This is a genomic window from Pseudomonas paralactis, assembly GCF_001439735.1.
GTDB lineage: Bacteria > Pseudomonadota > Gammaproteobacteria > Pseudomonadales > Pseudomonadaceae > Aquipseudomonas > Aquipseudomonas paralactis.
The window spans coordinates 54640-75473 of the sequence record NZ_JYLN01000014.1 but is presented as its reverse complement, the minus strand read 5'-3'; the positions used below and the strand labels follow the sequence as shown (position 1 = coordinate 75473).

Sequence of the window (20834 nt, the reverse complement as noted above, 5' to 3'; positions counted from 1 at the left end):
CGAAAAGTGCGTCCCTCAGTGATGATTTAACCGCGAACAAGGGGCAAAAATCGCCGGCCTTTATTCGGAGGGCACGTATTCTACAACTTCCAGGTCGAATCCGGATATCGCATTAAATTTCATCGGTGCGCTCATCAGGCGCATTTTGCGTACGCCCAGGTCACGCAGGATCTGTGAACCGGCACCGACAATGCTGTAGGTGGTCGGTTTTTTCACCGGCACGGCGTCGGCGGTTTCACGAATGTGCGCCAGCAATACGTCGCCATCCAGCGGGTGACCGAGCAACAGCACCACACCGCTGCCGGCCTCGGAAACCGCGGCCATGGCGGCGCGCAGGCTCCAGCGACCGGGCTGCTTGACCATCAACAGGTCACGCAATGGGTCCATGTTGTGCACGCGTACCAGGGTCGGTTCTTCTGCGCAAATGTTGCCCAGGGTCAGGGCCATGTGCACATCGCCTTCCACTGAATCACGGTAGGTCACCAAATTGAATTGGCCCAGTTCGCTGTCCAGCGGCTGCTCGGCAATCCGCTGAACGGTACGTTCGTGGATCATGCGGTAGTGAATCAGGTCGGCAATGGTGCCGATCTTGAGGTTGTGCTCGGCGGCGAAGGCTTCCAGTTCAGTGCGACGGGCCATGGTGCCGTCGTCGTTCATCACTTCGCAGATCACCCCGCTTGGCTCGAAACCGGCCATGCGTGCCAGGTCGCAAGCGGCTTCGGTGTGGCCGGCGCGAGCCAGGGTGCCACCGGGTTGGGCCATCAGCGGGAAGATGTGGCCAGGGCTGACGATGTCTTCGGCCTTGGCGTCTTTCGCGGCAGCGGCTTGCACGGTGCGGGCACGGTCAGCGGCGGAGATGCCGGTGGTGACGCCCGTGGTGGCCTCAATGGATACGGTGAACTTGGTACCGAAACCCGAACCATTGCGCGGCGCCATCAACGGCAACTTGAGCAACTCGCAGCGTTCGCGACTCATGGGCATGCAGATCAAACCACGGGCGTGCTTGGCCATGAAGTTGATGTGCTCAGGCTTGCACGCCTCGGCGGCCATGATGATGTCGCCTTCGTTCTCGCGATCTTCGTCATCCATAAGGATGACCATCTTGCCTTGGCGGATATCTTCAACCAGTTCTTCGATGCTATTGAGCGCCACGCGGCACCCCCTTGGTCAGGATTTCAGGTAGCCGTTAGCGGCCAGAAAACTTTCGGTGATGTTGCCTGATGCAGGCTCTGCGGCCTTTTCGCCCAGCAACAGGCGCTCCAGGTAACGGGCAAGCAAGTCCACTTCCAGGTTCACCCGGCGGCCCGGCTGGTAGGAGGCCATGATGGTTTCGCTGAGGGTGTGAGGAATGATGGTGAGTTCAAATTCGGCGCCATTGACGGCGTTCACGGTCAGGCTGGTGCCATCGACGGTGATCGAACCTTTGTGGGCGATGTATTTGGCCAGCTCTTTGGGCGCACGGATGCGGAATTCCACGGCGCGGGCGTTTTCGCTGCGGGCCACCACTTCGCCGACGCCGTCGACATGGCCGCTGACCAGGTGACCGCCCAGGCGCGTGGTGGGCGTCAGGGCTTTTTCCAGGTTGACCGGGCTGCCGGCCGCAAGATCGTTCATCGCGGTGCAGTCCAGGGTTTCCCGGCTGACATCGGCAGCAAAGCCGTTGCCCGGCAGCTCAATAACGGTCAGGCACACGCCGCTGACGGCGATACTGTCGCCCAGCTTGACGTCGCCGAGATCCAGCTTGCCGGTTTCAACCAGCAGGCGCACGTCGCCGCCTTTGGGGGTCATTGCACGGATGCTGCCGATGGATTCGATAATGCCGGTGAACATTTCGTTCTCCTGAAAACGAGGGGCTGACGCTTAAGCGCAGGCCGGGAATTATACGCTCACTGCCGGGACGGGGATGGCAGTGACTCGCCAGTCGTCGCCTACAGCGCGCATGTCAGTGATCTTGAGTTGGGGGGCGTCGGCCAGCTTCTCAAGCGGCCAGTCCAGCAACGGGCGGGCAGCGGAGCCGAGGAACTTGCCGGCGATGAATATGACGTACTCATCTACCAGGCCCTGCTGGGCAAACGCGCCGGCCAGGCTCGGACCGGCTTCCACCAACACGTCGTTGACGCCACGGGCAGCCAGGGCGACCAGTGCCGAGCGCAGGTCGACCTGGCCCTCCACGCCCGGCACCACCAGGCACTCGGGGCCACGGGGGAACTGATTCTCCGGGGTCACACAGGTGATGACCAACGCCGGGCCGGCCTTGAAGAACGGTGCGTTGAGCGGCACCCGCAGGCGGCCATCGATCAGCACACGCAACGGCGGGCGCGACATGGCCAGGGCGGTGGTTGCGTCGTCCAGGCCCAGTTCGGCGGCGCGAACGGTCAAGCGGGCACCGTCGGCCAGTACCGTGTCGGCACCGGTCAACACCACACTGGCTTCGGCGCGCAAGCGTTGCACCGCAGCACGGGCGGCGGGGCCGGTGATCCATTGGCTTTCGCCGCTGGCCATCGCCGTGCGGCCGTCCAGGCTCATCGCCAGCTTGACCCGCACGAACGGCAAACCGTGTTCCATGCGCTTGAGGAAGCCGGGGTTAAGCGCCCGCGCCTCGGTTTCCAGCACACCACTACGAACCTCGATACCCGCCTGGGCCAGGCGCTGCATGCCCCGTCCGGCCACTTCCGGGTTCGGGTCCTGCATACCGGCCACCACCCGCGCCACACCGGCGGACACCAGCGCATCGGCACAGGGCGGCGTACGGCCATGATGGCTGCACGGCTCCAGCGTCACGTACACCGTTGCGCCACGGGCCTTGTCACCGGCGGCGCGCAGGGCATTGGGCTCGGCATGGGGCTCGCCGGTGCGCTCATGCCAGCCTTCGCCGACGATCTGCCCGTCACGTACGATCACACAGCCCACCCGTGGGTTGGGGTGAGTGGTGTACAGGCCCTTGCGCGCCAATTGGAGGGCGCGCGCCATGTAATGGGCGTCGAGGACTGCCTGTTCAGAGGTCATTGTTTGGAGGGCTCACGGGCCAGGCGGTCGATCTCTTCGCGGAACTCGTTGAGGTCCTGGAAGCGTCGATACACCGAAGCGAAACGGATATAGGCGACTTCGTCGAGCTTTTGCAACTCGCCCATCACCAGCTCACCGACCACCAGGCTCTTGACCTCGCGCTCGCCGGTCGCCCGCAGCTTGTGCTTGATATGCACCAATGCCGCTTCCAGGCGCTCGACACTCACCGGGCGTTTTTCCAGGGCGCGCTGCATACCGGCGCGCAGTTTTTCTTCGTCGAAAGGCTGGCGGCTGCCGTCGGACTTGATCAGACGGGGCAACACCAGTTCGGCGGTTTCGAAGGTGGTGAAACGTTCACCACAGGCCAGGCATTCGCGCCGGCGACGCACTTGGTCGCCCTCGGCGACCAGACGCGAGTCGATGACCTTGGTGTCGTTGGCACCGCAGAAGGGACAGTGCATGGTTGGCAGGCAACAAAAAATGGGAGGGCCATGGTAGCGCATCCCTGTGGCAAGACAAGCCATAGCCTTTACGGTATATAGGCAGGCTTATATGTTTCTATTTTTTTAAGCCACGGATGTTGTCCTTTCTGGAGCCGTACATGCAGTTACGACCACTCGTTCTACTCACGCTGTTCAGTTTTCTGGTCGCCTGCAGCAGCGAAGCCCCCAAACCGGCCGCGCCTCAACCGACACCCGCACAAGAGAAAAAAGTCCCGGGCATTGAAGACCTCGGCCCCCTGCCCGCCTATCAACGGGAAATCAGCGGGAGCCTGACCAACGTGCCCGCCGGTGCCGAAGTCGAGATGGCGCTCTTGGTGATCGACGACCGTTCGCGCCCGCAGCAGCTGCTCGCCAGCAGCGTGCTGAGCGGCAACGGCAAGCCTCTGGCCTTCCGCCTGCGCTTCAACCCTGAAGCCTTCCCGGCCGGTGCGCGCGTTGAATTGCGTGGCCGCGCCAGCCAGTCCGGCCAATTGATCCTGCACCTGCCCGCCGTACGCGTGACCCAGGCGATCACCCAGAGCACCGGCCCCCTGCAACTCGTCAAGGCACCATGACGCCACCGCTGCACCTGCAGCGTGCCTTGAGCGAACTGATCGGCGACGCGCAATTAGTGCCCTGCCCACTGCCGGGCACCCAATTGTCGCTGTGGCTGCTCGACGCCGACAACATGGACCGCGCCTTCAGCCAGGAAGAAACCCGGCGCATCCTGCATGAGCCGCCCTACTGGAGCTTTTGCTGGGCCAGCGGCCTGGCGTTGGCGCGTTACCTGGCGGCGCATCCCGAGTGGGTCGCCGGCAAACGCGTGCTGGATTTCGGTGCCGGTTCCGGCGTGGCCGGGATCGCCGCCGTAAAGGCGGGTGCGCTGGAAGTGGTGGCGTGTGACCTGGACCCGCTGGCTTTGGCGTCTTGCCGCGCCAACGCCGAACTCAACGAAGTAGAGCTGGGCTATTCGGCGGACTTTTTCGCCGAAGCCGACCGCTTCGACCTGATCCTGGTGGCCGACGTGCTTTACGACCGTGCCAACCTGCCACTGCTGGATCAATTCCTCACCCGAGGCCGCGAAGCCCTGGTGGCCGATTCACGGGTGCGGGACTTCCAGCATCCTTGTTATCGACGGTTGGACGTTCTGGATGCGTTGACCCTGCCGGACCTGGCTGAGCCTTGGGAGTTTCGCAAGGTGAGCCTGTACCATTCGCGGCGTGCTTGAGGCCATCGCGGGCAAGCCCGCTCCCACAGGGGAATGCATTTCAAGGTGGGAGCTAGCACGATGCTTTCAGCCAACCTCGCCAGCCTTTATAGTTGCCCCCATTCCCGCTTTATTCGAGACACCCCATGAGTGAGCCCACGCCGTACATCTTCGACGTTACCACCGCCAACTTCGACCAGGCAGTGATTCAGAACTCCTTCGAAAAGCCCGTATTGGTCGATTTCTGGGCCGAGTGGTGCGCGCCGTGCAAGGCGTTGATGCCGATGCTGGCGCAGATTGCCGAGAGTTATCAGGGCGAGTTGCTGCTGGCCAAGGTCGACTGCGAGGTTGAGCAGGACATCGTCGCGCGTTTCGGCATTCAAAGCCTGCCGACGGTGGTGTTGTTCAAGGATGGTCAGCCGGTGGACGGGTTTGCCGGTGCGCAGCCGGAGTCGGCGGTGCGGGCGATGCTGGAGCCTCATGTGCAGATGCCACCACCGGCTGTGGCAAACCCGCTGGAACAGGCCCAGGCGCTGTTCAGCGAAGGGCGCATCAGCGAGGCTGAAGCGCTGCTGGTGGCGCTGTTGAGCGAAGACAATACCAACGCCCCCGCGCTGATTCTGTACGCCCGCTGCCTGGCTGAGCGCGGTGAGTTGGGAGAAGCCCAGGCCGTGCTTGACGCAGTCAAAAGCGACGAGCACAAGGCCGCCCTCGCCGGGGCCAAGGCGCAGATCACCTTCCTGCGCCAGGCCGCAGACTTGCCGGACGCCGCCGTGCTGAAAAGCCGTCTGGCACAGAACCCGCACGACGACGAAGCGGCCTATCAGTTGGCGATTCAGCAACTGGCGCGTCAGCAGTACGATGCGGCGCTGGAGGGTTTGCTCAAGTTGTTTACCCGCAACCGCAGCTACAGCGAAGGCTTGCCGCACAAGACCTTGCTGCAGGTGTTCGAGTTGCTGGGCAACGAGCACCCGCTGGTCACGGTGTACCGCCGCAAATTGTTTGCCGCGTTGTACTAACCCTACAAAGGGTCAACCCAGGTGTACAGCGGCGTATCCCCTCCGCTGCTCACCTTGACCTTGGCGCTATGGCGCAGGCGCACCAACAGGCGCTTGCCCGCGCCCGCATCGCCTGCCAACCCTTCCAGTTGATCGAGCAGCTCCAGACCGTTGAGCTGCCCGGCGCTGCGCAGCACCTCCTGGGCGCTCTGCCATAGGTCGTCGTTGTGTTTGACCGGCGCCGCAGTTGACGCGCTGGGCGTTGGGGCGGCCTGAAGCTGTGCGCCCAAGCGTGCCCAATCGCCGTCGTCCAGTTCCAGGGTCAAGTCCACCGGCAGGTCGCCGATGGTTCCACGAATTCGCAACATCGTTGTACTCCTGCATTTTTCTGACGGTCATGCTCCCATGCAGCTTGCGCAACACCAAGCAGGCGGTCAAACTCTCGGCTCTATTGTTATAAGATCACATAACAAAACTTTCATCCTGGAGCCCTCCCATGCGCCGTTTGCTGCTCGCTTTGCCGTTTGCCCTGCTCCCACTGGCTGTTGCCCACGCTCATGAAGAGCATGATCACGAACACGGTAGCCTCGGCGCCCATGAACATGGCGTTGGCCGCCTCAACGCCGCGCTGGATGGCAAGTCTCTAGAGCTGGAACTGGACAGCCCGGCCATGAACCTGGTGGGCTTCGAGCATGTGGCCACCAGCGCAGCCGACAAAGCCAAGGTCGCCGGCGTACGCAAACAACTGGAGAACCCATTGGCCCTGTTCAATCTGCCCAAGGCTGCAGGTTGTGTGGTCAGCAGCCAGGAACTCAACAGCCCGCTGTTCGGTGACAAACCGGAAGCCGACCATGACGACGATGACCACGCCACCGACGGCAAAGGCGCTGCCGCCCACGAGCATCATCACGACCACAGCGAAATCCACGCCCACTATCAGTTCACCTGCGCCACGCCGACGGCGCTGAGCAACCTCAATCTGAGCCAAGTGTTCAAGACCTTCCCTGCAACCCAGAAAATTCAGGTACAACTGATCGGCCCAAGCGGTCAGCAAGGTGTTGACGCGACGGCTACCGCAGCCACCCTGAAGTTCTGACTTGAAAGCACAGTCCATGTGGGAGCTGGCTTGCCTGCGATACTGGCGGCGCGGTGCAGCAGGCACACCGTGGCGATGCCATCGCAGGCAAGCCAGCTCCCACAGTGGATCGGCGCCATTTTCAACTACCAGGCGACACTGACTTCCCATGACTCAAGCGTTAATCGAACTGTCCGACCTGGGTTTCAACTGGCCCGGTCACCCGCAGTTGCTGGACATTCCCGCGTTCCGCCTGGAACCCGGGGAAACCCTGTTTCTCAAGGGCCCGAGCGGCAGTGGCAAGACCACGCTGCTGGGGCTGTTGGGGGGCGTGCAGAAACCCAGCCGAGGCAGCATTCGCCTGCTTGGTCAGGAGTTGACCGAACTTTCGGCCGGCGCCCGTGATCGTTTCCGGGTGGACCACACCGGCTACATCTTCCAGCAGTTCAACCTGCTGCCGTTTCTGTCGGTGCGCGAAAACGTCGAGTTGCCTTGCCACTTTTCCAGGCTGCGCGCGCAGCGGGCCAAGCAGCGCCACGGCAGTGTCGACCAGGCGGCCGCAACCCTGCTCGCGCACCTGGGCTTGAAGGACAAGGACTTACTGGAGCGCCGCGCCGACTCGCTGTCTATCGGCCAGCAACAACGGGTGGCTGCCGCTCGTGCGTTGATCGGCCAACCGGAACTGGTGATCGCCGACGAACCCACCTCGGCCCTGGACTACGACGCCCGCGAAGCCTTTATTCAACTGCTGTTCGCCGAATGCCGTGACGCAGGCGCCAGCCTGTTGTTCGTCAGCCACGACCAGAGCCTGGCGTCACTGTTCGACCGCAACCTGTCGCTGGCCGAACTCAATCGCGCCGCCACGCCCGCAGAGGTTTGAGATGTATCTGTTTCGTCTAGCCATGGCCAGCCTGGCTAACCGCCGCTTTACCGCGATTCTCACGGCCTTCGCCATCGCGCTTTCCGTGTGCTTGTTGCTGGCGGTGGAGCGCGTGCGTGTCGAGGCGCGCAACAGTTTTGCCAGCACTCTCAGCGGCACCGACCTGATCGTCGGCGCACGTTCGGGTTCGGTCAACCTGCTGCTGTATTCGGTGTTTCGTATCGGCAACGCCACCAACAACATCCGTTGGGACAGCTTTGAGCATTTCGCCGCCAGCCCCCAGGTGAAATGGGCCATTCCGATTTCCCTCGGCGACTCCCATCGCGGTTACCGCGTGATGGGCACCAACGAATCCTACTTCGAGCATTACCAGTACGGGCGCAAGCAAAACCTCGAACTGGCCAGCGGCCGCGCCTTCGCCACCGACCCGTTCGAGGTGGTACTTGGTGCCGAAGTCGCCGAGGCCCTGCATTACAAACTCGGCGACAAGCTGGTGCTGGCCCACGGTGTAGCGGTGGTCAGCCTGGTCAAGCACGACGACAAACCCTTCACCGTGGTCGGCATTCTCAAGCGTACCGGTACGCCAGTCGATCGCACGTTGCACATCAGCCTGGGCGGTATGGAAGCGATCCATGTCGACTGGCACAACGGTGTGCCGGCCCAGGGCAAAGGCCGCATCAGCGCCGATCAGGCGCGCAATATGGACCTGACGCCGCAAGCCATCACCGCGTTCATGCTCGGCCTTAACAACAAGATTTCCACCTTCGCTCTGCAACGGCAGATCAATGAGTTCCGTGGCGAGCCGATGCTGGCGATCCTGCCAGGCGTGGCGTTGCAAGAACTGTGGAGCATGATGGGCACCGCCGAGAAAGCCTTGTTCGTGATCTCGCTGTTTGTGGTGCTGACCGGGTTGATCGGTATGCTCACGGCGATCCTCACCAGCCTCAACGAGCGCCGCCGCGAGATGGCGATCCTGCGTTCGGTGGGCGCACGTCCCTGGCATATCGCAACCCTGCTGATCTTCGAAGCCTTCGCCCTGGCTCTGTCGGGCGTGGTGGCAGGCGTAGGGCTGCTGTATGTATGCATCGCCGCCTCTCGGGGTTACTTGCAGGCCAATTACGGTCTGGACTTGCCGATGGCCTGGCCGAGCGAATATGAATGGACCCTGCTGGCGAGTATCCTCGCGGCAGCGCTGTTGATGGGCAGCGTGCCCGCGTGGCGCGCCTATCGACAATCTTTGGCCGATGGCCTGTCCATCCGTTTATGAGGAAGGCTTCGATGCGTCGTGCCCTGTTTGCCCTGTTGCTGCTGACGGCCGTGCCGGTGTGGGCGGATGAACAGCCCAAGGACCTGTCCTGGCAGGAAATGATCCCGCCGGATGCGCCACCGGAAGTGCCCAATATGAAGCCGTTGCACGACCTGTCGAACATGGCCGATGCCTTGTCCGTCGAGGCCGCGCCCGCAGCCAAGCAGGACCTGCCCAACGCACCGGTGGTACAGAGCCTCGACGGCCAGCGCATCCGCTTGCCGGGGTATATCGTGCCGCTGGAAGTCAGCGAAGAAGGCCGCACCACCGAGTTCCTGCTGGTGCCGTATTTCGGCGCATGCATCCACGTGCCGCCACCGCCCTCGAACCAGATCGTGCATGTGAAAAGTGAAGTCGGGGTGAAACTCGATGAGCTGTATCAGCCGTACTGGATCGAAGGCGCAATGCAGGTCAAGCCATCGTCGAGTGAACTGGCCGACGCCGGTTACCAAATGGATGCCGAGAAGATTTACATGTACGAGCTGCCAGAGTAACGCTGATCGCCCTTTCATTGAGCTGAGTCAAAAGACCGAACGGAACGATCTTTACCATTGGACGTACAACTTTTAAACGTCCTTTGGAGCTCCCATGAACAAGTCTCTGCTCGGCGCGTCCCTCTTCGCGCTCGCCCTCTTCGCCCCGGTCGCACACGCTCACCAGGCAGGCGATATTCTGGTGCGTGCCGGTGCAATCACCGTCAACCCGGAGGCCGACAGCGGCAAAGTCAAGGTTGACCAGGGCCCGCTGGCCGGCACCAACCTGGGCGGCAAGGCGACCATGAGCAGCGACACCCAACTGGGCTTGAACTTCGCCTACATGATCACCGACCACGTGGGTATCGAACTGCTGGCGGCCACGCCGTTCGAGCATGACGTGAAACTCAAGAACACCGCACTGGGCGCCGCCAACGGCAAACTCGGCTCGCTCAAACACCTGCCGCCAACCCTGAGCGTCGTGTACTACCCGCTGGACAACAAGTCAGCATTCCAGCCGTACGTTGGCGCGGGTATCAACTACACCTGGATCTACGACGAACACGTCGGCGGTCGCGCCCAGCAAGCCGGCTTCAGCAACTTCAAGGCCGAAAACTCCTGGGGCTGGGCCGCGCAGATCGGCGCCGACTACATGATCAACGACAACTGGATGATCAACGCCCAGGCGCGCTACATCGACATCAGCACCAAGGCGACTGTGGATAACAATGCGCTGGGCCAGGGCACTCGGGCCAAGGTCAATGTGGACGTGGATCCGATGGTTTACATGGTGGGTATCGGTTACAAGTTCTAAGCAACACTGCATAAACAACTGTGGGAGGGGCGGTGCGACGATTCGACTTGCTCCCGATAGCGGTGGACCAGTCCATGAATCTATTGACTGACACTCTGCTATCGGGAGCAAGCCCCTCCCACATTTTGGTTTTGTGTGGCGTCAGCTGTGGCGGTAGAACCGATCCAATAGTGCCGGAAGCCCCGCCCGCCATGCCCTTGGCTTGATGCCAAAGGTATGCAGGATCTTCTTGCACGCCAGCACCGCGTGCTGCGGTTCCTCTGCCGCATCCGGCCGGGCCGCATGGGCCTGGGCAGTCGGCGACTCGATCGCCAGCGGGTGGAAATTGCGCGCTTCGGTGATAATCGCCTGGCCCAGCGCCAACGGCGTGGTCGCCTCGTGCCCGGCATAGTGGTAGGTGCCCCACAACGGCGCCGCGCAATCGAGCTGCTTGAGCACCGAGATAATCACCCGTGCGGCGTCGTCCACCGGCGTCGGGTTGCCGCGACGGTCGTCGGCCATCAACAGCTCATCCGGCTTTTCAGCCCGAGCCAGGAAACGCCCGAGCGTGCCGTCGACACTGTCATCGAGCAACCAGCCAAATCGCAGCAGCACATGTTGCGGGCAAGTGGCGCGCACGCTCTGCTCGATACGCCACAACGCCTGGCCGCGCAGGCCCAGGGGCACCGGCTCGTCTTTTTCGCTGTAAGCGGTGGCGCGTGAACCATCGAACACGCGATAGCTGGAAGGTTGCAGCAGCGTGATGCTGTGGTGCTGGCACAATTCAGCCAGGCGTTCGATGGCGAACTCCTGCGCAGCCAGGCGGGTTTCGCTCACGGTTTCGGCCTGGAACCAGTCGAAATAGTAGGCGAGGTTGATCAACGCATCGGGACGGGTGTCGTCGAGCAATTGGGTAAGGCTCGCGGCATCCCAGCCGTCTTGGGGCGGTTTGGGGGCGAGGAAACCGATGTCTTCCTCTGCACCGAGGCGAATCAGCGCCTGCCCGAGGGCATTCCCGCCGCCCAGTAACATAAGGCGCATTCGCATAGATTGAGCAGGCCCGGTCTGTTTGGAACGATGGTTATTATCGACAGGCGTGTGCGCCTTGCCGCAGGTAGTTGCCAGAATCGTTGCATTTTGCGGGTTTGTAGCGCAACCGTCACGGATAAAGTACGTGTTTGCAACTTGTTGGAGCCGGTGGATGGTTTTGCAGCACTTTCCCCTCGATGACAGGTGCCCAGACGTGGCCGCCGATCCGTCAGCGCCGCCGATTTCAAGGCCTCGTCATTGCGGCCTGAGTTGCTCGGCCTGCGCCTCATCCACCTGCGCCACACGCTTGGGCAACAGCACCCGTTGTGGATAAGTCTGCGCAAAATGCACCTCATCGCAGTTATCCACAAGCTTCTTCAGGCGCTGGTTGAACGCCCGGCTCACCGCATATTGCCCACCCGATACCGTGCGAAATTGCGCGGTGAGCACCACGCCATTGAGGTCCATCTTGTCCACGCCGAATACTTCCAGCGGCCCCTGCAGGTTGTACTTGAGGAACACATCGTCGCGAATCGACTGGCCCGCTTCGCGGATCAGCTCCACGGCCTTGTCCACATCGGTGTCGTAGGTGAACTGCACCGAGAAGAACGCGTAGGCGAACTGGCGCGACTGGTTGGTGACCGCCTTGATCTGCCCGAACGGCACCGAATGCACAAAGCCTTTGCCGTCACGCAGGCGCAGGGTGCGGATAGTCAGGCCCTCCACAGTCCCGGCGTGGCCGGAGTCGAGCACCACCCAGTCGCCGATGGAGAGCGTGTCTTCGATGATGATAAACAGGCCGGTGATCACGTCCTGAACCAACTGCTGGGAACCAAAACCAATCGCCAGGCCGACCACCCCTGCACCCGCAAGTAACGGCGCGACGTTGATACCCAGATTGGCCATGGTGGTGATCGCACAGATGACCACCAGAATGATTTTCACCGCATTACGCAGCAACGGCAGGATGGTTTTGACCCGCGTACTGGGCTGGCGGCTGGAGCGTTTGTTCACCGGTGGCTTGAGCGCTTCCTGAATCGCCGTATCGAGTACCACCCAGAACAGCCATGTCATCAGCAGGATCAGGCCGATGCTGCTGAGCGAGTCGCTGATCGCGCGCCCCACTGAGTTGCGTTGGGCAAACTCCAACAGCGACACGCCCCAGATACGCCCCAGTATCTCGATAAAAGCGATGGCCATCACGATGCGCAATATCGCGTGCAGCAGGCTCAGAAAGCGCTCTTTGTACGCACTGCTGCGCTGTATCGCCACTTGGCTGCGAGACTTGAACAGGTGTTGCAGCACAGTGCTGAGAAACACCGTGCCGATAAGGAGGATGGTGGTTAACAACGCGCAGCGCAGGGTCTTTTGATTGTCGTCGCCGGCACCGATCAGGTTGATCGCCGAAACCAGCACCATCAACAGAATCGGCCAGTACCACAACCCGGAAAATACCCGCAGCGACTGTTGCAACGCCGGATGCTTAAGGCGCTGCGCCAACGGCCGGTTGCGAATCAAATGCGCCACCGGGCGACGCAGGCGAACCACCAGCACACCGAAGATCACTGTCGCGAACAGCCCGGTAAACACCGCCACGCTGCTGGTGACGTTGCCGCCCAGTTGCCGGGCGATCTGCGGGCTGGTGAGAGCATCGCTGAGGGCGGCAAGGAAGCCGATCAGGAACAGAGGTTTGGGGCAATAGTCGCAAATGATCTGCACCGCCGGGCGCTTGTGGCCGACATTGAACATGACGATCACACACAGCAGCATGGAAGTGGAAAAGATGCCGCTACTGGTGGCGTAGGCAAAACACAGCGCCAGCGCCCGCCCTACGGAAGTGGCTAGAAAGTGGCTGACATACAGCGTCAATGGCAGGCAGATAACCGCAGGGAGGGTGTAAGGCACCACATACCCCAGCACGGCCAGCAAGCGTGCCCGACGACGCAAGAATGCGCGCAGGCTCAAGCGCCGCACGATAAAGCGCCCCAGTAACGTCAGCAACGCAAAAGCACCGACCCAAACGGCGGATAACAGCAGAAAATCCCCGGCCACGCTCCACGGCGAGCGCGCGGCAGTCTGATCGACCAGCCGCCCGACCTCATTCGCGGCCCGGTCGGCTCGCAGGCGCCACTCGTCGATAAAGTTCTGGTTCAGATCAAGCTTGCGCTGCACATCGTCAATGCTGGAGCTGATGGCGCCCAGCAGACCGCCCTCCACCAGCAATTCAGGCTTGGCCGCCGCGTCGGGCTCCGGCGCGGTGGCCGCGGCTTGCAACGCGCCGCTGCCGCAGAACAGCAGCGCCCCGAGCAGTAATGCAGTCTTTAAATTCAGCAAAACAGCGGGCTCCTTCAGAAGGGTCTGTAAGGAACTGACGGGTTTGAGCCTTGATCGTTCCCTGCGTCTGCGGGCCCGCACTTTAAATATGTGGGGCCAGTCAGTTAAGGCTTTTGTAGGAGCGAACTTGTTCGCGAAAAACTCACACGCGCCGCGCTCATTCAGTAAACCCTCGTTATCGTTGACGTTTTTCGCGAGCAAGCTCGCTCCTACTGTGGGTCGGTGCGGCTCTCTGCGCCGTCCGTAGGAATGTGGAAACTTTCAGCCAAATACCGCAGTCATCCATAACGCACCCCACCTTCACAGGAGCAAGCATGGCGGCGATTCATATCGGCATTTCCGGCTGGCGCTACACGCCCTGGCGCGGGGATTTCTACCCCGACGGGCTGACCCAGAAACGCGAGTTGCAGTTTGCGTCACGCGCCGTGAGCAGCATTGAAATCAACGGCTCTTTCTATGCGCTGCAAACCCCCAAGCGCTATGCGCAGTGGTATGCCGATACGCCTGAAGGGTTCATGTTCAGCGTCAAGGCACCCCGCTATGTCACGCACATCCTGCGTTTGCGCGAGGTGCACAAACCCATGGCAAACTTCTTCGCCTCCGGGGTGCTGGAGCTCAAAGAAAAGTTGGGCCCCATCCTCTGGCAGTTCCCGCCCAGCTTCAAATTCGACGCCGCGCTGTTCGAGGCCTTCCTCGCCGACTTACCCACCGACACCCAACAGGCCGCCGCCCTCGCCCGCCAGCATGAGCCACGCCTGAACGGCAAAGCGAGCATGAAAGCCCATGGCAAAAAACCTCTGCGCCATGCGGTGGAGATTCGCCACACGAGCTTTGCGGTACCAGAGTTTGTGCAGCTGCTGGACAAGTACGGCGTTGCGCTGGTGGTGGCAGACACCGCAGGCAAGTGGCCGTATATCGAAGACGTCACTGCCAACTTCATGTACTTGCGACTACATGGCGACAAGCAGCTGTACGCCAGCGGCTATACCGATGAGGCGCTCAAACGCTGGGGCGACCGTATCGAACGCTGGGCTAAGGGCAAACAGCCTACGGATGCGCACCTTGTGGCCCCGCAACGCAAACCCCGCGTGCGCAAACAGCGTGACGTGTTCTGCTTTTTCGACAACGACATCAAAGTGCGTGCGCCTTTCGATGCGCGCCAGCTGTTGCAGCGCTTCGGCCTGGATAAGCACCTGCTCACAGCACCCGGCCAGTTGCCGGAACCGGGAGTGCTGCCATGACTCACCCCGAGCTGATTCCTGTCACGCCGACCGCCCCCATCACACGCTTTACCGTGCTGACGGTGAATATCCACAAGGGCTTCACCGCGCTGAATCGGCGCTTCATCTTGCCCGAACTGCGCGAAGCGGTGCGCAGCGTGGGTGCCGACATGGTGTTCCTGCAAGAAATCCACGGCACCCACGAGCGCCATCCCCAGCGTTATAGCGACTGGCCGAAGATGCCGCAGTATGAATTCCTCGCCGACAGCATCTGGCCGCAGTTTGCCTATGGTCGCAATGCGGTCTACCCCCATGGCGACCATGGCAATGCGTTGCTGTCGAAATTCCAGATCATCCGTTACGACAACCTCGACATCTCCCAAAGCGGCCATGAAAACCGCGGCCTGCTGCATTGTGTATTGCGTCTGCCGGGCGGCGAGCGCGAGGTGCATGCTATCTGCATCCACTTGGGCTTGCGCGAAGGGCATCGCCAACAGCAATTGCGCTTGCTTGAGCAGCGTATTGGCGAGATTCCCGCCGATGCGCCCCTGGTGGTCGCCGGCGATTTCAATGACTGGCGGCAAAAGGCCGACCTGAGCCAAAGCGGCCTGCAGGAAGTGTTCATCCACACCCAGGGCAAGCCTGCACGGACGTTCCCGGCTCGCCTGCCGTTGCTGGCGCTGGATCGCATCTATGTGCGCAACCTGACCATCCACAACCCGCGCGTGCTCACCACGCGGCCGTGGTCGCACCTGTCAGACCACGTGCCCCTGTCGGTGGAGATTGAGTTATGAACATTGCGGTAGAACATATCGCCACCGACCAGCCGCCGGATGACAGCAAGGCCCGGGACCTGGACTACGGCTGGCAGAGCGGCAATCGCCTGCAATTGCTGGAAAATGGCGAGGCGTATTTTCCTGCGGTGTTCGACGCCATGCGCAAAGCCCAGCGCGAAATCCTGCTGGAGACCTTCATCCTCTTTGAAGACAAGGTCGGTCATGAGCTGCAAGGCATCCTCATCGAAGCGGCGCAACGCGGGGTCAAGGTGGTGGTCAGCCTCGACGGTTTCGGCTGCGGCGAGCTGAGCCCGGCGTTTCTGCGCGAACTGGCCGAAGCCGGTGTGATGGTGCAGATGTTTGACCCGGCGTCCAAAACCCTCGGCATACGCACCAACTGGTTTCGCCGCCTGCACCGCAAGATCGTAGTGGTAGACGCCAGCGTGGCGTTTATCGGCGGGATCAACTTTTCTGCTGACCATTTGGGGGATTTCGGCCCCGAAGCCAAGCAGGATTACGCGGTACAGATCATCGGCCCGGCAGTCGCCGACCTGCACCATTTCGCCCTTGCCCAAAGCGGCCGCCAGGTGCGCACCCGCAGAGGTTGGCGCCGCCGCCAGCAGCGGCCTTCACCCTGGACCGACGAGCACGGTGACGGGCTGGTGCGCCTGATTTATCGCGACAATGTCCAGCATCGCGACGACATCGAAGAAGCGTATATCCACGCCTTGAGCCAGGCCCGGCAGCGGGTGGTGATTGCCAACGCGTATTTCTTCCCAGGCTATCGCTTGCTGCGTGAGATTCGTAATGCGGCGCGCCGTGGCGTGAAGGTGCAGTTGATCATGCAGGGCCAGCCCGACGTGCTGCTGGCCAAGCTGGCGGCGCGGATGCTCTACGATTACCTGCTCAAGGATGGCGTGGTCATTCACGAGTACTGCCAACGCCCGTTGCACGGCAAGGTGGCGCTGGTGGACGACGAATGGAGCACCGTGGGCTCAAGCAACCTCGACCCCCTGAGCCTGGCGCTGAACCTGGAAGCCAACGCGCTGATTCGCGACCGCGCCTTCAACCAGCAGTTGTACCAAAGCCTGGAAGCACTGGCGCGAGACCATTGCCAGACCATGCCGGCCAAGCGCAAGCCGCGCCTGTGGTTGTGGCGCCTGACCGTGGGCTTTCTGGTGTTCCATGTCATGCGCCACTTCCCCGCGCTGGCGAGCTGGCTGCCGGCGCACAAGCCGCGTTTGAAACCCATCGAGAGTCCGGCCCATGACGTCTGAAAAATACGGCTCACGGTTCCAGCGGTGGAAGAAGCCTCTGACCATTGCGTTCTTCCTGCTGCTGATCGTGCTCTTCACCCTGCTTGCCCGGCGCATCGACTGGAGCGAAGTGCTGCAGACATTGAGCGAATTCAAAGTCAGCACATTGCTGATCGCTGGCGCGCTGACGCTGTGCAGTTTTATTGTGTATGCCTGCTTCGACCTGATTGGCCGCACCTACATTCGCCAGCCCCTGCGCTGGAAGCAGATCCTGCCGGTGGGCATTATCAGCTATGCGTTCAACCTCAATCTGAGCGCCTGGGTGGGCGGCATCGCCATGCGTTATCGGCTGTATTCGCGACTGGGGGTAAGCACCAGCAATATTGCCAAGATCCTCGGCCTGAGCCTGGCCACCAATTGGTTCGGCTATATGGTCCTGGCCGGGGTGGTGTTCAGCAGCGGGCTGGTCAGCCTGCCACCGGGCTGGAAGCTCAGCAGCGGCGCGCTGCAAGGTGTGGGCGTGTTGCTGGTGATCGCGAGCCTGGGTTACCTGGCGGCGTGCCGGTTTTCGAAAAAACGTGCGTGGTCGGTGCGCGGCATCGAGATCAATTTGCCGTCGCTGCGCATGGCCTGCCTGCAACTGGCCCTGGGCGCCTTGAACTGGTCGCTGATGGCCGCGGTTATTTTCACACTGCTGCCCGCCAAACTGGATTACCCGCTGGTGATGGGCGTATTGCTGATCAGCGCGATTGCCGGTGTGGTCACCCATATACCCGCCGGGCTTGGGGTGTTGGAGGCGGTGTTTATCGGGTTGTTGCAGCATGAGGCATCGCGGGGGAGTTTGTTGGCCGGGTTGATCGCGTATCGGGCGATTTATTTTATTTGCCCGTTGCTGATTGCGTTGGTGATGTACTTGGGGGTGGAGGCCAAGGCCAAGGCGTTGCGGGTGAAGAAGACACCCGCTTAACGTCCTATCGGGATTGGAAAATGCTCAACCGCTCACCCACCACCATCTCGGTAATCCAGTCCACCAGGATCGAGGTGTAGGCTTGTTGCGACACCGGGTCGCTCAGGGAATGATCGGCGCCGTCGATGATGCGGTGGGTCAGGGAATGGGTTTGCTGGCACGCCGCGCGGTAACTCATGATGGTGGCGTGGGGCACGTGGTCGTCGGTTTCCGATTCGACAATCAGCACATCGCCGGTAAATTGCGCGCAGGCGTGCAGCGCACGGTTGGTTTCGGCATGCACCAGCGTGCCGCGATAATCCATCAGGTCGGCCTTATCCAGCTCACGCTTGGGCTTGAGCCATTCCTGATCGCGGTACAGCGCGGGTACCCGCAGCGCCAGCCAACGCACCGGGCGCAATGAAGTCAGAATCGCTGCCAGATAGCCGCCGTAGCTGGTGCCCACCACCGCCACCGCCGAGGTGTCGATGGCCGGGTGGGACAGCAGCCGGTCGTAGGCGGCCAGCAAATCGCGCAGGTTGTCTTCGCGGGTAACGCGCGATAAGGGAATGCCGGTGCCGGCGTGCCCCCGCAGGTCGAAGGTCAGGCATACACAACCCAGCCCCGCGATGCCTTTGGCGCGTTCCAGATCGCGCTCCTGGCTGCCGCCCCAACCGTGCACGAACAACACGCCGGGCACTTTGGACTTGGGGCTGAGGAATGTCCCACTCATCTGTTCGTCATCTACATCGATACTGATGCTCTCGCTTCTAGCCGTCATAAGATTGAACCGTCACATACTTGAGCAGAAAGTCGCTGTTTTCGGCCGGGCCTCGGTACACCTCGATGGCATCCACCGGCAGCGCTTGATCCACGTAGGTTTCCACCGAAGACACCCGAATGGCCGCGAGGCTCGGGTTGTTGATAAAGCTCTGCAGCGCCGCGACTTCCGCGCTGCTGGCCCCGCCCATGCGCCAGGATTGTTCGAGCACGCCGCTACGGCGCTGGCCGTCACCGTCCAGGCCCTGGGCGATGTCGTAATTGCGCCGCGAGGCGTAGAACCCCGGGTAGGCTTCGTCGGCAGCATTATCGAAAACCCGGGCTTGCTCGATGGCTTGCCGCACATCGTCCGGCAGGGCCAGTTGCAGCAGGTCTTCGTAGTAGCCGGGTACGACCAGCAGGTTGGAGCCGCCGTAAACCTGCTCGCCCTGCCCGTCCTGGGTCAGGTATTGCTCGCCGCAATAGCTCAATACGTACTCACTGATAAAGCTCTGGCCCACACTGTGGGTGACCACATCGTGCAGGTCTTGTTCCAGCACCACGCCGGCGTTGAACAGATCCGCCGCGTCAGCACGCGCCACTATCGCGTCGAACTCATCGAGGCTGTGGATAACTTCCTGGCCGCGTCCGGCACAGGCGTGCACCGGTTTCATACGGATCGGGCCGCTATAGAGCAAGCGCGTGGCGGCGGGCCTGGCGTCTTCCAGGGCGAACACGCTCAAGCCGTCCAACACCACGTCACGGACGCGCTCGCAGAAGAGTGGCGACCAACCTTCAGGTGCCTTGGCATCCGGGCTCAACAGGCCGTGACTGATGGCTTTGGTACACATGAAATCGTGGTCGACATAGCCGCCCCACAAATCTTCCGGCCCTCTGACGTTAAGCTGCAATGCCGAGGCCGGCCCGACCAGGGTTTGAGTGGGCAGCAAATACAGCTCGCGACCGGCATGGACCTGAGGGTCGTAACTGCCACCAAACTTGAGCCCCAATATCTGCGCCAGCCAGCGGGCCAAAGCGCGGTTGGTTTCAACTTCGTGCTGGGGTGCACCTGCACGCGTGGAGTGTGCGATCACCAGTTTCTTGCGATTTGTCGGGGTCATGCGTTCCCCTTGGCTATCCCACCTTGTGTGTAGCGGGAAAGCTGCAGGGATCAGGCCAACGCCGCTTTGGGATGGTTGGTATTTAAATCAATACGTTGCGCGAAAGGCGATGGCAGTTAGCCTGTTTTATTCTGCACGACGAGGGGTTAAACCCACGGCGTTCTGCACGATTCAAACGCCAAACCGGGCACGGTAGTCGCTGGGGGCCAGGCCGGTAATCTTCTTGAAGATTGCGCGAAAAGCGCTGGGGTCCTGATAACCCACGGTCCAGGCGATGTGGTCGATCGTGCTGTTGGTGAACTCCAGCATCTGCCGGGCCTTGCCGACCCGCAGATGCTGGCAGTACTCGGTGGGTTTGAGCCCCGTCGCACTGCGAAAACGCCGTAAAAACGTGCGTTCTTCCAGGTTCGCCTCCTGCGCCATCGCCGCCACCGAAACATCCACGGCGCCGCTGGCTTGCAACCAATGTTGGATCTTGAGGATCGCACTGTCACCGTGCCTTAAAATCGGCGCAAAGTTGCTGCCGCACTGGCTGGCGCTGTCACTGTGTTCGATCACCAGAAACCGCGCAGTGTCGGCTGCGACACTGGGGCCCATCAGCCGGTCGACCAGGCGCAGGCCCAGTTCGGACCAGGCCATCAGCCCGGCGGTGGTGATCAGGTCGCCGTCATCGACGATGGGTTTATCCGCTTCCAGACGCACTGCCGGGTAACTGGCCGCAAAGGCTTGCGAGGACGACCAGTGAGCGGTGGCGCAGCGCCCGTCCAACAGGCCGCTGCGCGCCAGCATGATTGAGCCGATGCACACACCGCCAAGCACCGTACCGGCGCCATGCTGCCGGCGGATCCACTCCAGCAGCGCGGGCGGCGCCTGGTCTTCGGTGAACTCGCCAATCGACGGCGGTACCAGCAGAGCCATCATCGGTTGGTCCGGCCCTGGGTGGCTGTCGAACACACGCGCAGGCGTGCCGTGGGCGTCCACCTGCCAGTGACTGACCCGCAGCAGCGGCAGTTGCGCAGCTTGATGCTCGGCGGCGATGCGATTGGCGACCCCGAACAGGTCGGTCAGCCCATGCACTGCAGCCAGTTGCGCGCCCTGATAGATCAATACACCCAGTTCGAGCGTCGCGCGTTCCACGGCCATTGTCAGTTTTCCCCCTGTTATTGTCGGTGC

General features: G+C 61.8%; 22 protein-coding genes. 12 read left to right on the top strand and 10 right to left on the bottom strand.

What is annotated here, in order from left to right:
• Positions 1 to 60: 60 nt before the first annotated feature.
• The 4 genes from ribBA to nrdR are packed head-to-tail and all read right to left on the bottom strand — an operon-like array spanning position 61 to position 3467.
• Entirely contained in the window at positions 61 to 1152 is a 1092-nt protein-coding gene (ribBA, locus tag TX23_RS24985; protein ID WP_003194579.1) for a bifunctional 3,4-dihydroxy-2-butanone-4-phosphate synthase/GTP cyclohydrolase II, read from the bottom strand.
• 15 nt (positions 1153 to 1167) lie between these two features.
• Complete coding sequence (locus TX23_RS24980; RefSeq protein ID WP_014720128.1) at positions 1168 to 1830, bottom strand: riboflavin synthase; 663 nt, start codon at positions 1828 to 1830, stop codon at positions 1168 to 1170.
• A 48-nt stretch (positions 1831 to 1878) separates the two neighbouring features.
• The gene (ribD, locus tag TX23_RS24975; RefSeq protein WP_057704459.1) at positions 1879 to 3006 is read right to left on the bottom strand and encodes a bifunctional diaminohydroxyphosphoribosylaminopyrimidine deaminase/5-amino-6-(5-phosphoribosylamino)uracil reductase RibD; all 1128 of its coding nucleotides are present in this window, start codon (positions 3004 to 3006) and stop codon (positions 1879 to 1881) included.
• Complete coding sequence (gene nrdR, locus TX23_RS24970) at positions 3003 to 3467, bottom strand: transcriptional regulator NrdR (protein ID WP_019818855.1); 465 nt, start codon at positions 3465 to 3467, stop codon at positions 3003 to 3005. The genes ribD and nrdR overlap by 4 nt, the downstream gene beginning before the upstream one ends.
• A 140-nt stretch (positions 3468 to 3607) precedes the next feature.
• Between nrdR and TX23_RS24965 the strand changes: the two genes are divergently transcribed.
• From TX23_RS24965 to trxA, 3 genes are all read left to right on the top strand, one after another.
• Entirely contained in the window at positions 3608 to 4063 is a 456-nt protein-coding gene (locus TX23_RS24965; protein ID WP_005791855.1) for a YbaY family lipoprotein, read from the top strand.
• Positions 4060 to 4716, top strand: coding sequence for a class I SAM-dependent methyltransferase (locus TX23_RS24960; protein ID WP_057704458.1), 657 nt, complete (start codon positions 4060 to 4062; stop codon positions 4714 to 4716). The genes TX23_RS24965 and TX23_RS24960 overlap by 4 nt, the downstream gene beginning before the upstream one ends.
• A 125-nt stretch (positions 4717 to 4841) precedes the next feature.
• On the top strand, positions 4842 to 5714 hold the full coding sequence (gene trxA / locus TX23_RS24955; RefSeq protein WP_057704457.1) for a thioredoxin: 873 nt from the start codon (positions 4842 to 4844) through the stop codon (positions 5712 to 5714).
• Positions 5715 to 5716: 2 nt separating this feature from the next.
• Here the strand turns inward: trxA and TX23_RS24950 are convergent, their stop codons facing one another.
• Positions 5717 to 6061 carry a hypothetical protein gene (locus TX23_RS24950; RefSeq protein ID WP_057704456.1) on the bottom strand — a complete coding sequence of 115 codons (345 nt, stop codon included), beginning with the start codon at positions 6059 to 6061 and terminating at the stop codon, positions 5717 to 5719.
• Between the two features lie 128 nt (positions 6062 to 6189).
• Between TX23_RS24950 and TX23_RS24945 the strand changes: the two genes are divergently transcribed.
• The 5 genes from TX23_RS24945 to TX23_RS24925 all read left to right on the top strand — a co-directional run bounded on the left by TX23_RS24945 (position 6190) and on the right by TX23_RS24925 (position 10241).
• Complete coding sequence (locus TX23_RS24945) at positions 6190 to 6789, top strand: DUF2796 domain-containing protein (protein ID WP_057704455.1); 600 nt, start codon at positions 6190 to 6192, stop codon at positions 6787 to 6789.
• A gap of 148 nt (positions 6790 to 6937) precedes the next feature.
• On the top strand, positions 6938 to 7648 hold the full coding sequence (locus TX23_RS24940) for an ABC transporter ATP-binding protein (protein ID WP_057704454.1): 711 nt from the start codon (positions 6938 to 6940) through the stop codon (positions 7646 to 7648).
• A 1-nt stretch (position 7649) separates the two neighbouring features.
• Complete coding sequence (locus TX23_RS24935) at positions 7650 to 8915, top strand: ABC transporter permease (RefSeq protein ID WP_057704453.1); 1266 nt, start codon at positions 7650 to 7652, stop codon at positions 8913 to 8915.
• An 11-nt stretch (positions 8916 to 8926) separates the two neighbouring features.
• Positions 8927 to 9448, top strand: a complete 522-nt coding sequence (locus TX23_RS24930; protein ID WP_057704452.1) for a DUF3299 domain-containing protein — start codon at positions 8927 to 8929, stop codon at positions 9446 to 9448.
• Positions 9449 to 9542: 94 nt separating this feature from the next.
• The gene (locus TX23_RS24925) at positions 9543 to 10241 is read left to right on the top strand and encodes an OmpW/AlkL family protein (protein ID WP_057704451.1); all 699 of its coding nucleotides are present in this window, start codon (positions 9543 to 9545) and stop codon (positions 10239 to 10241) included.
• Between the two features lie 141 nt (positions 10242 to 10382).
• Here TX23_RS24925 and TX23_RS24920 read toward each other — a convergent pair whose 3' ends face one another.
• On the bottom strand, positions 10383 to 11267 hold the full coding sequence (locus tag TX23_RS24920; RefSeq protein WP_057704450.1) for a sugar nucleotide-binding protein: 885 nt from the start codon (positions 11265 to 11267) through the stop codon (positions 10383 to 10385).
• 237 nt (positions 11268 to 11504) lie between these two features.
• Positions 11505 to 13583, bottom strand: a complete 2079-nt coding sequence (locus TX23_RS24915; protein WP_057704449.1) for a mechanosensitive ion channel family protein — start codon at positions 13581 to 13583, stop codon at positions 11505 to 11507.
• Positions 13584 to 13897: 314 nt separating this feature from the next.
• Here TX23_RS24915 and TX23_RS24910 point away from each other — a divergent pair, with 314 nt between their 5' ends.
• The 4 genes from TX23_RS24910 to TX23_RS24895 are packed head-to-tail and all read left to right on the top strand — an operon-like array spanning position 13898 to position 17802.
• Positions 13898 to 14824 carry a DUF72 domain-containing protein gene (locus tag TX23_RS24910; protein WP_057704448.1) on the top strand — a complete coding sequence of 309 codons (927 nt, stop codon included), beginning with the start codon at positions 13898 to 13900 and terminating at the stop codon, positions 14822 to 14824.
• Positions 14821 to 15597: an endonuclease/exonuclease/phosphatase family protein gene (locus tag TX23_RS24905; RefSeq protein WP_057704447.1), complete on the top strand. Its 777-nt coding sequence runs from the start codon at positions 14821 to 14823 to the stop codon at positions 15595 to 15597. The genes TX23_RS24910 and TX23_RS24905 overlap by 4 nt, the downstream gene beginning before the upstream one ends.
• A complete protein-coding gene (gene clsB / locus TX23_RS24900; RefSeq protein WP_057704446.1) occupies positions 15594 to 16856 on the top strand; it encodes a cardiolipin synthase ClsB in 1263 nt (420 codons plus the stop codon). The genes TX23_RS24905 and clsB overlap by 4 nt, the downstream gene beginning before the upstream one ends.
• On the top strand, positions 16846 to 17802 hold the full coding sequence (locus tag TX23_RS24895) for a lysylphosphatidylglycerol synthase domain-containing protein (RefSeq protein WP_057704445.1): 957 nt from the start codon (positions 16846 to 16848) through the stop codon (positions 17800 to 17802). Before clsB ends, TX23_RS24895 begins: the two co-directional genes overlap by 11 nt.
• 4 nt (positions 17803 to 17806) lie before the next feature.
• Here TX23_RS24895 and TX23_RS24890 read toward each other — a convergent pair whose 3' ends face one another.
• The 3 genes from TX23_RS24890 to TX23_RS24880 form a co-directional block, all read right to left on the bottom strand.
• A complete protein-coding gene (locus TX23_RS24890; protein WP_057704444.1) occupies positions 17807 to 18562 on the bottom strand; it encodes an alpha/beta hydrolase family protein in 756 nt (251 codons plus the stop codon).
• Positions 18552 to 19661, bottom strand: coding sequence for a DUF3182 family protein (locus tag TX23_RS24885; protein ID WP_057704443.1), 1110 nt, complete (start codon positions 19659 to 19661; stop codon positions 18552 to 18554). The genes TX23_RS24890 and TX23_RS24885 overlap by 11 nt, the downstream gene beginning before the upstream one ends.
• Before the next feature lie 171 nt (positions 19662 to 19832).
• Complete coding sequence (locus tag TX23_RS24880; RefSeq protein ID WP_057704442.1) at positions 19833 to 20804, bottom strand: GlxA family transcriptional regulator; 972 nt, start codon at positions 20802 to 20804, stop codon at positions 19833 to 19835.
• Between the last annotated feature and the right edge of the window lie 30 nt (positions 20805 to 20834).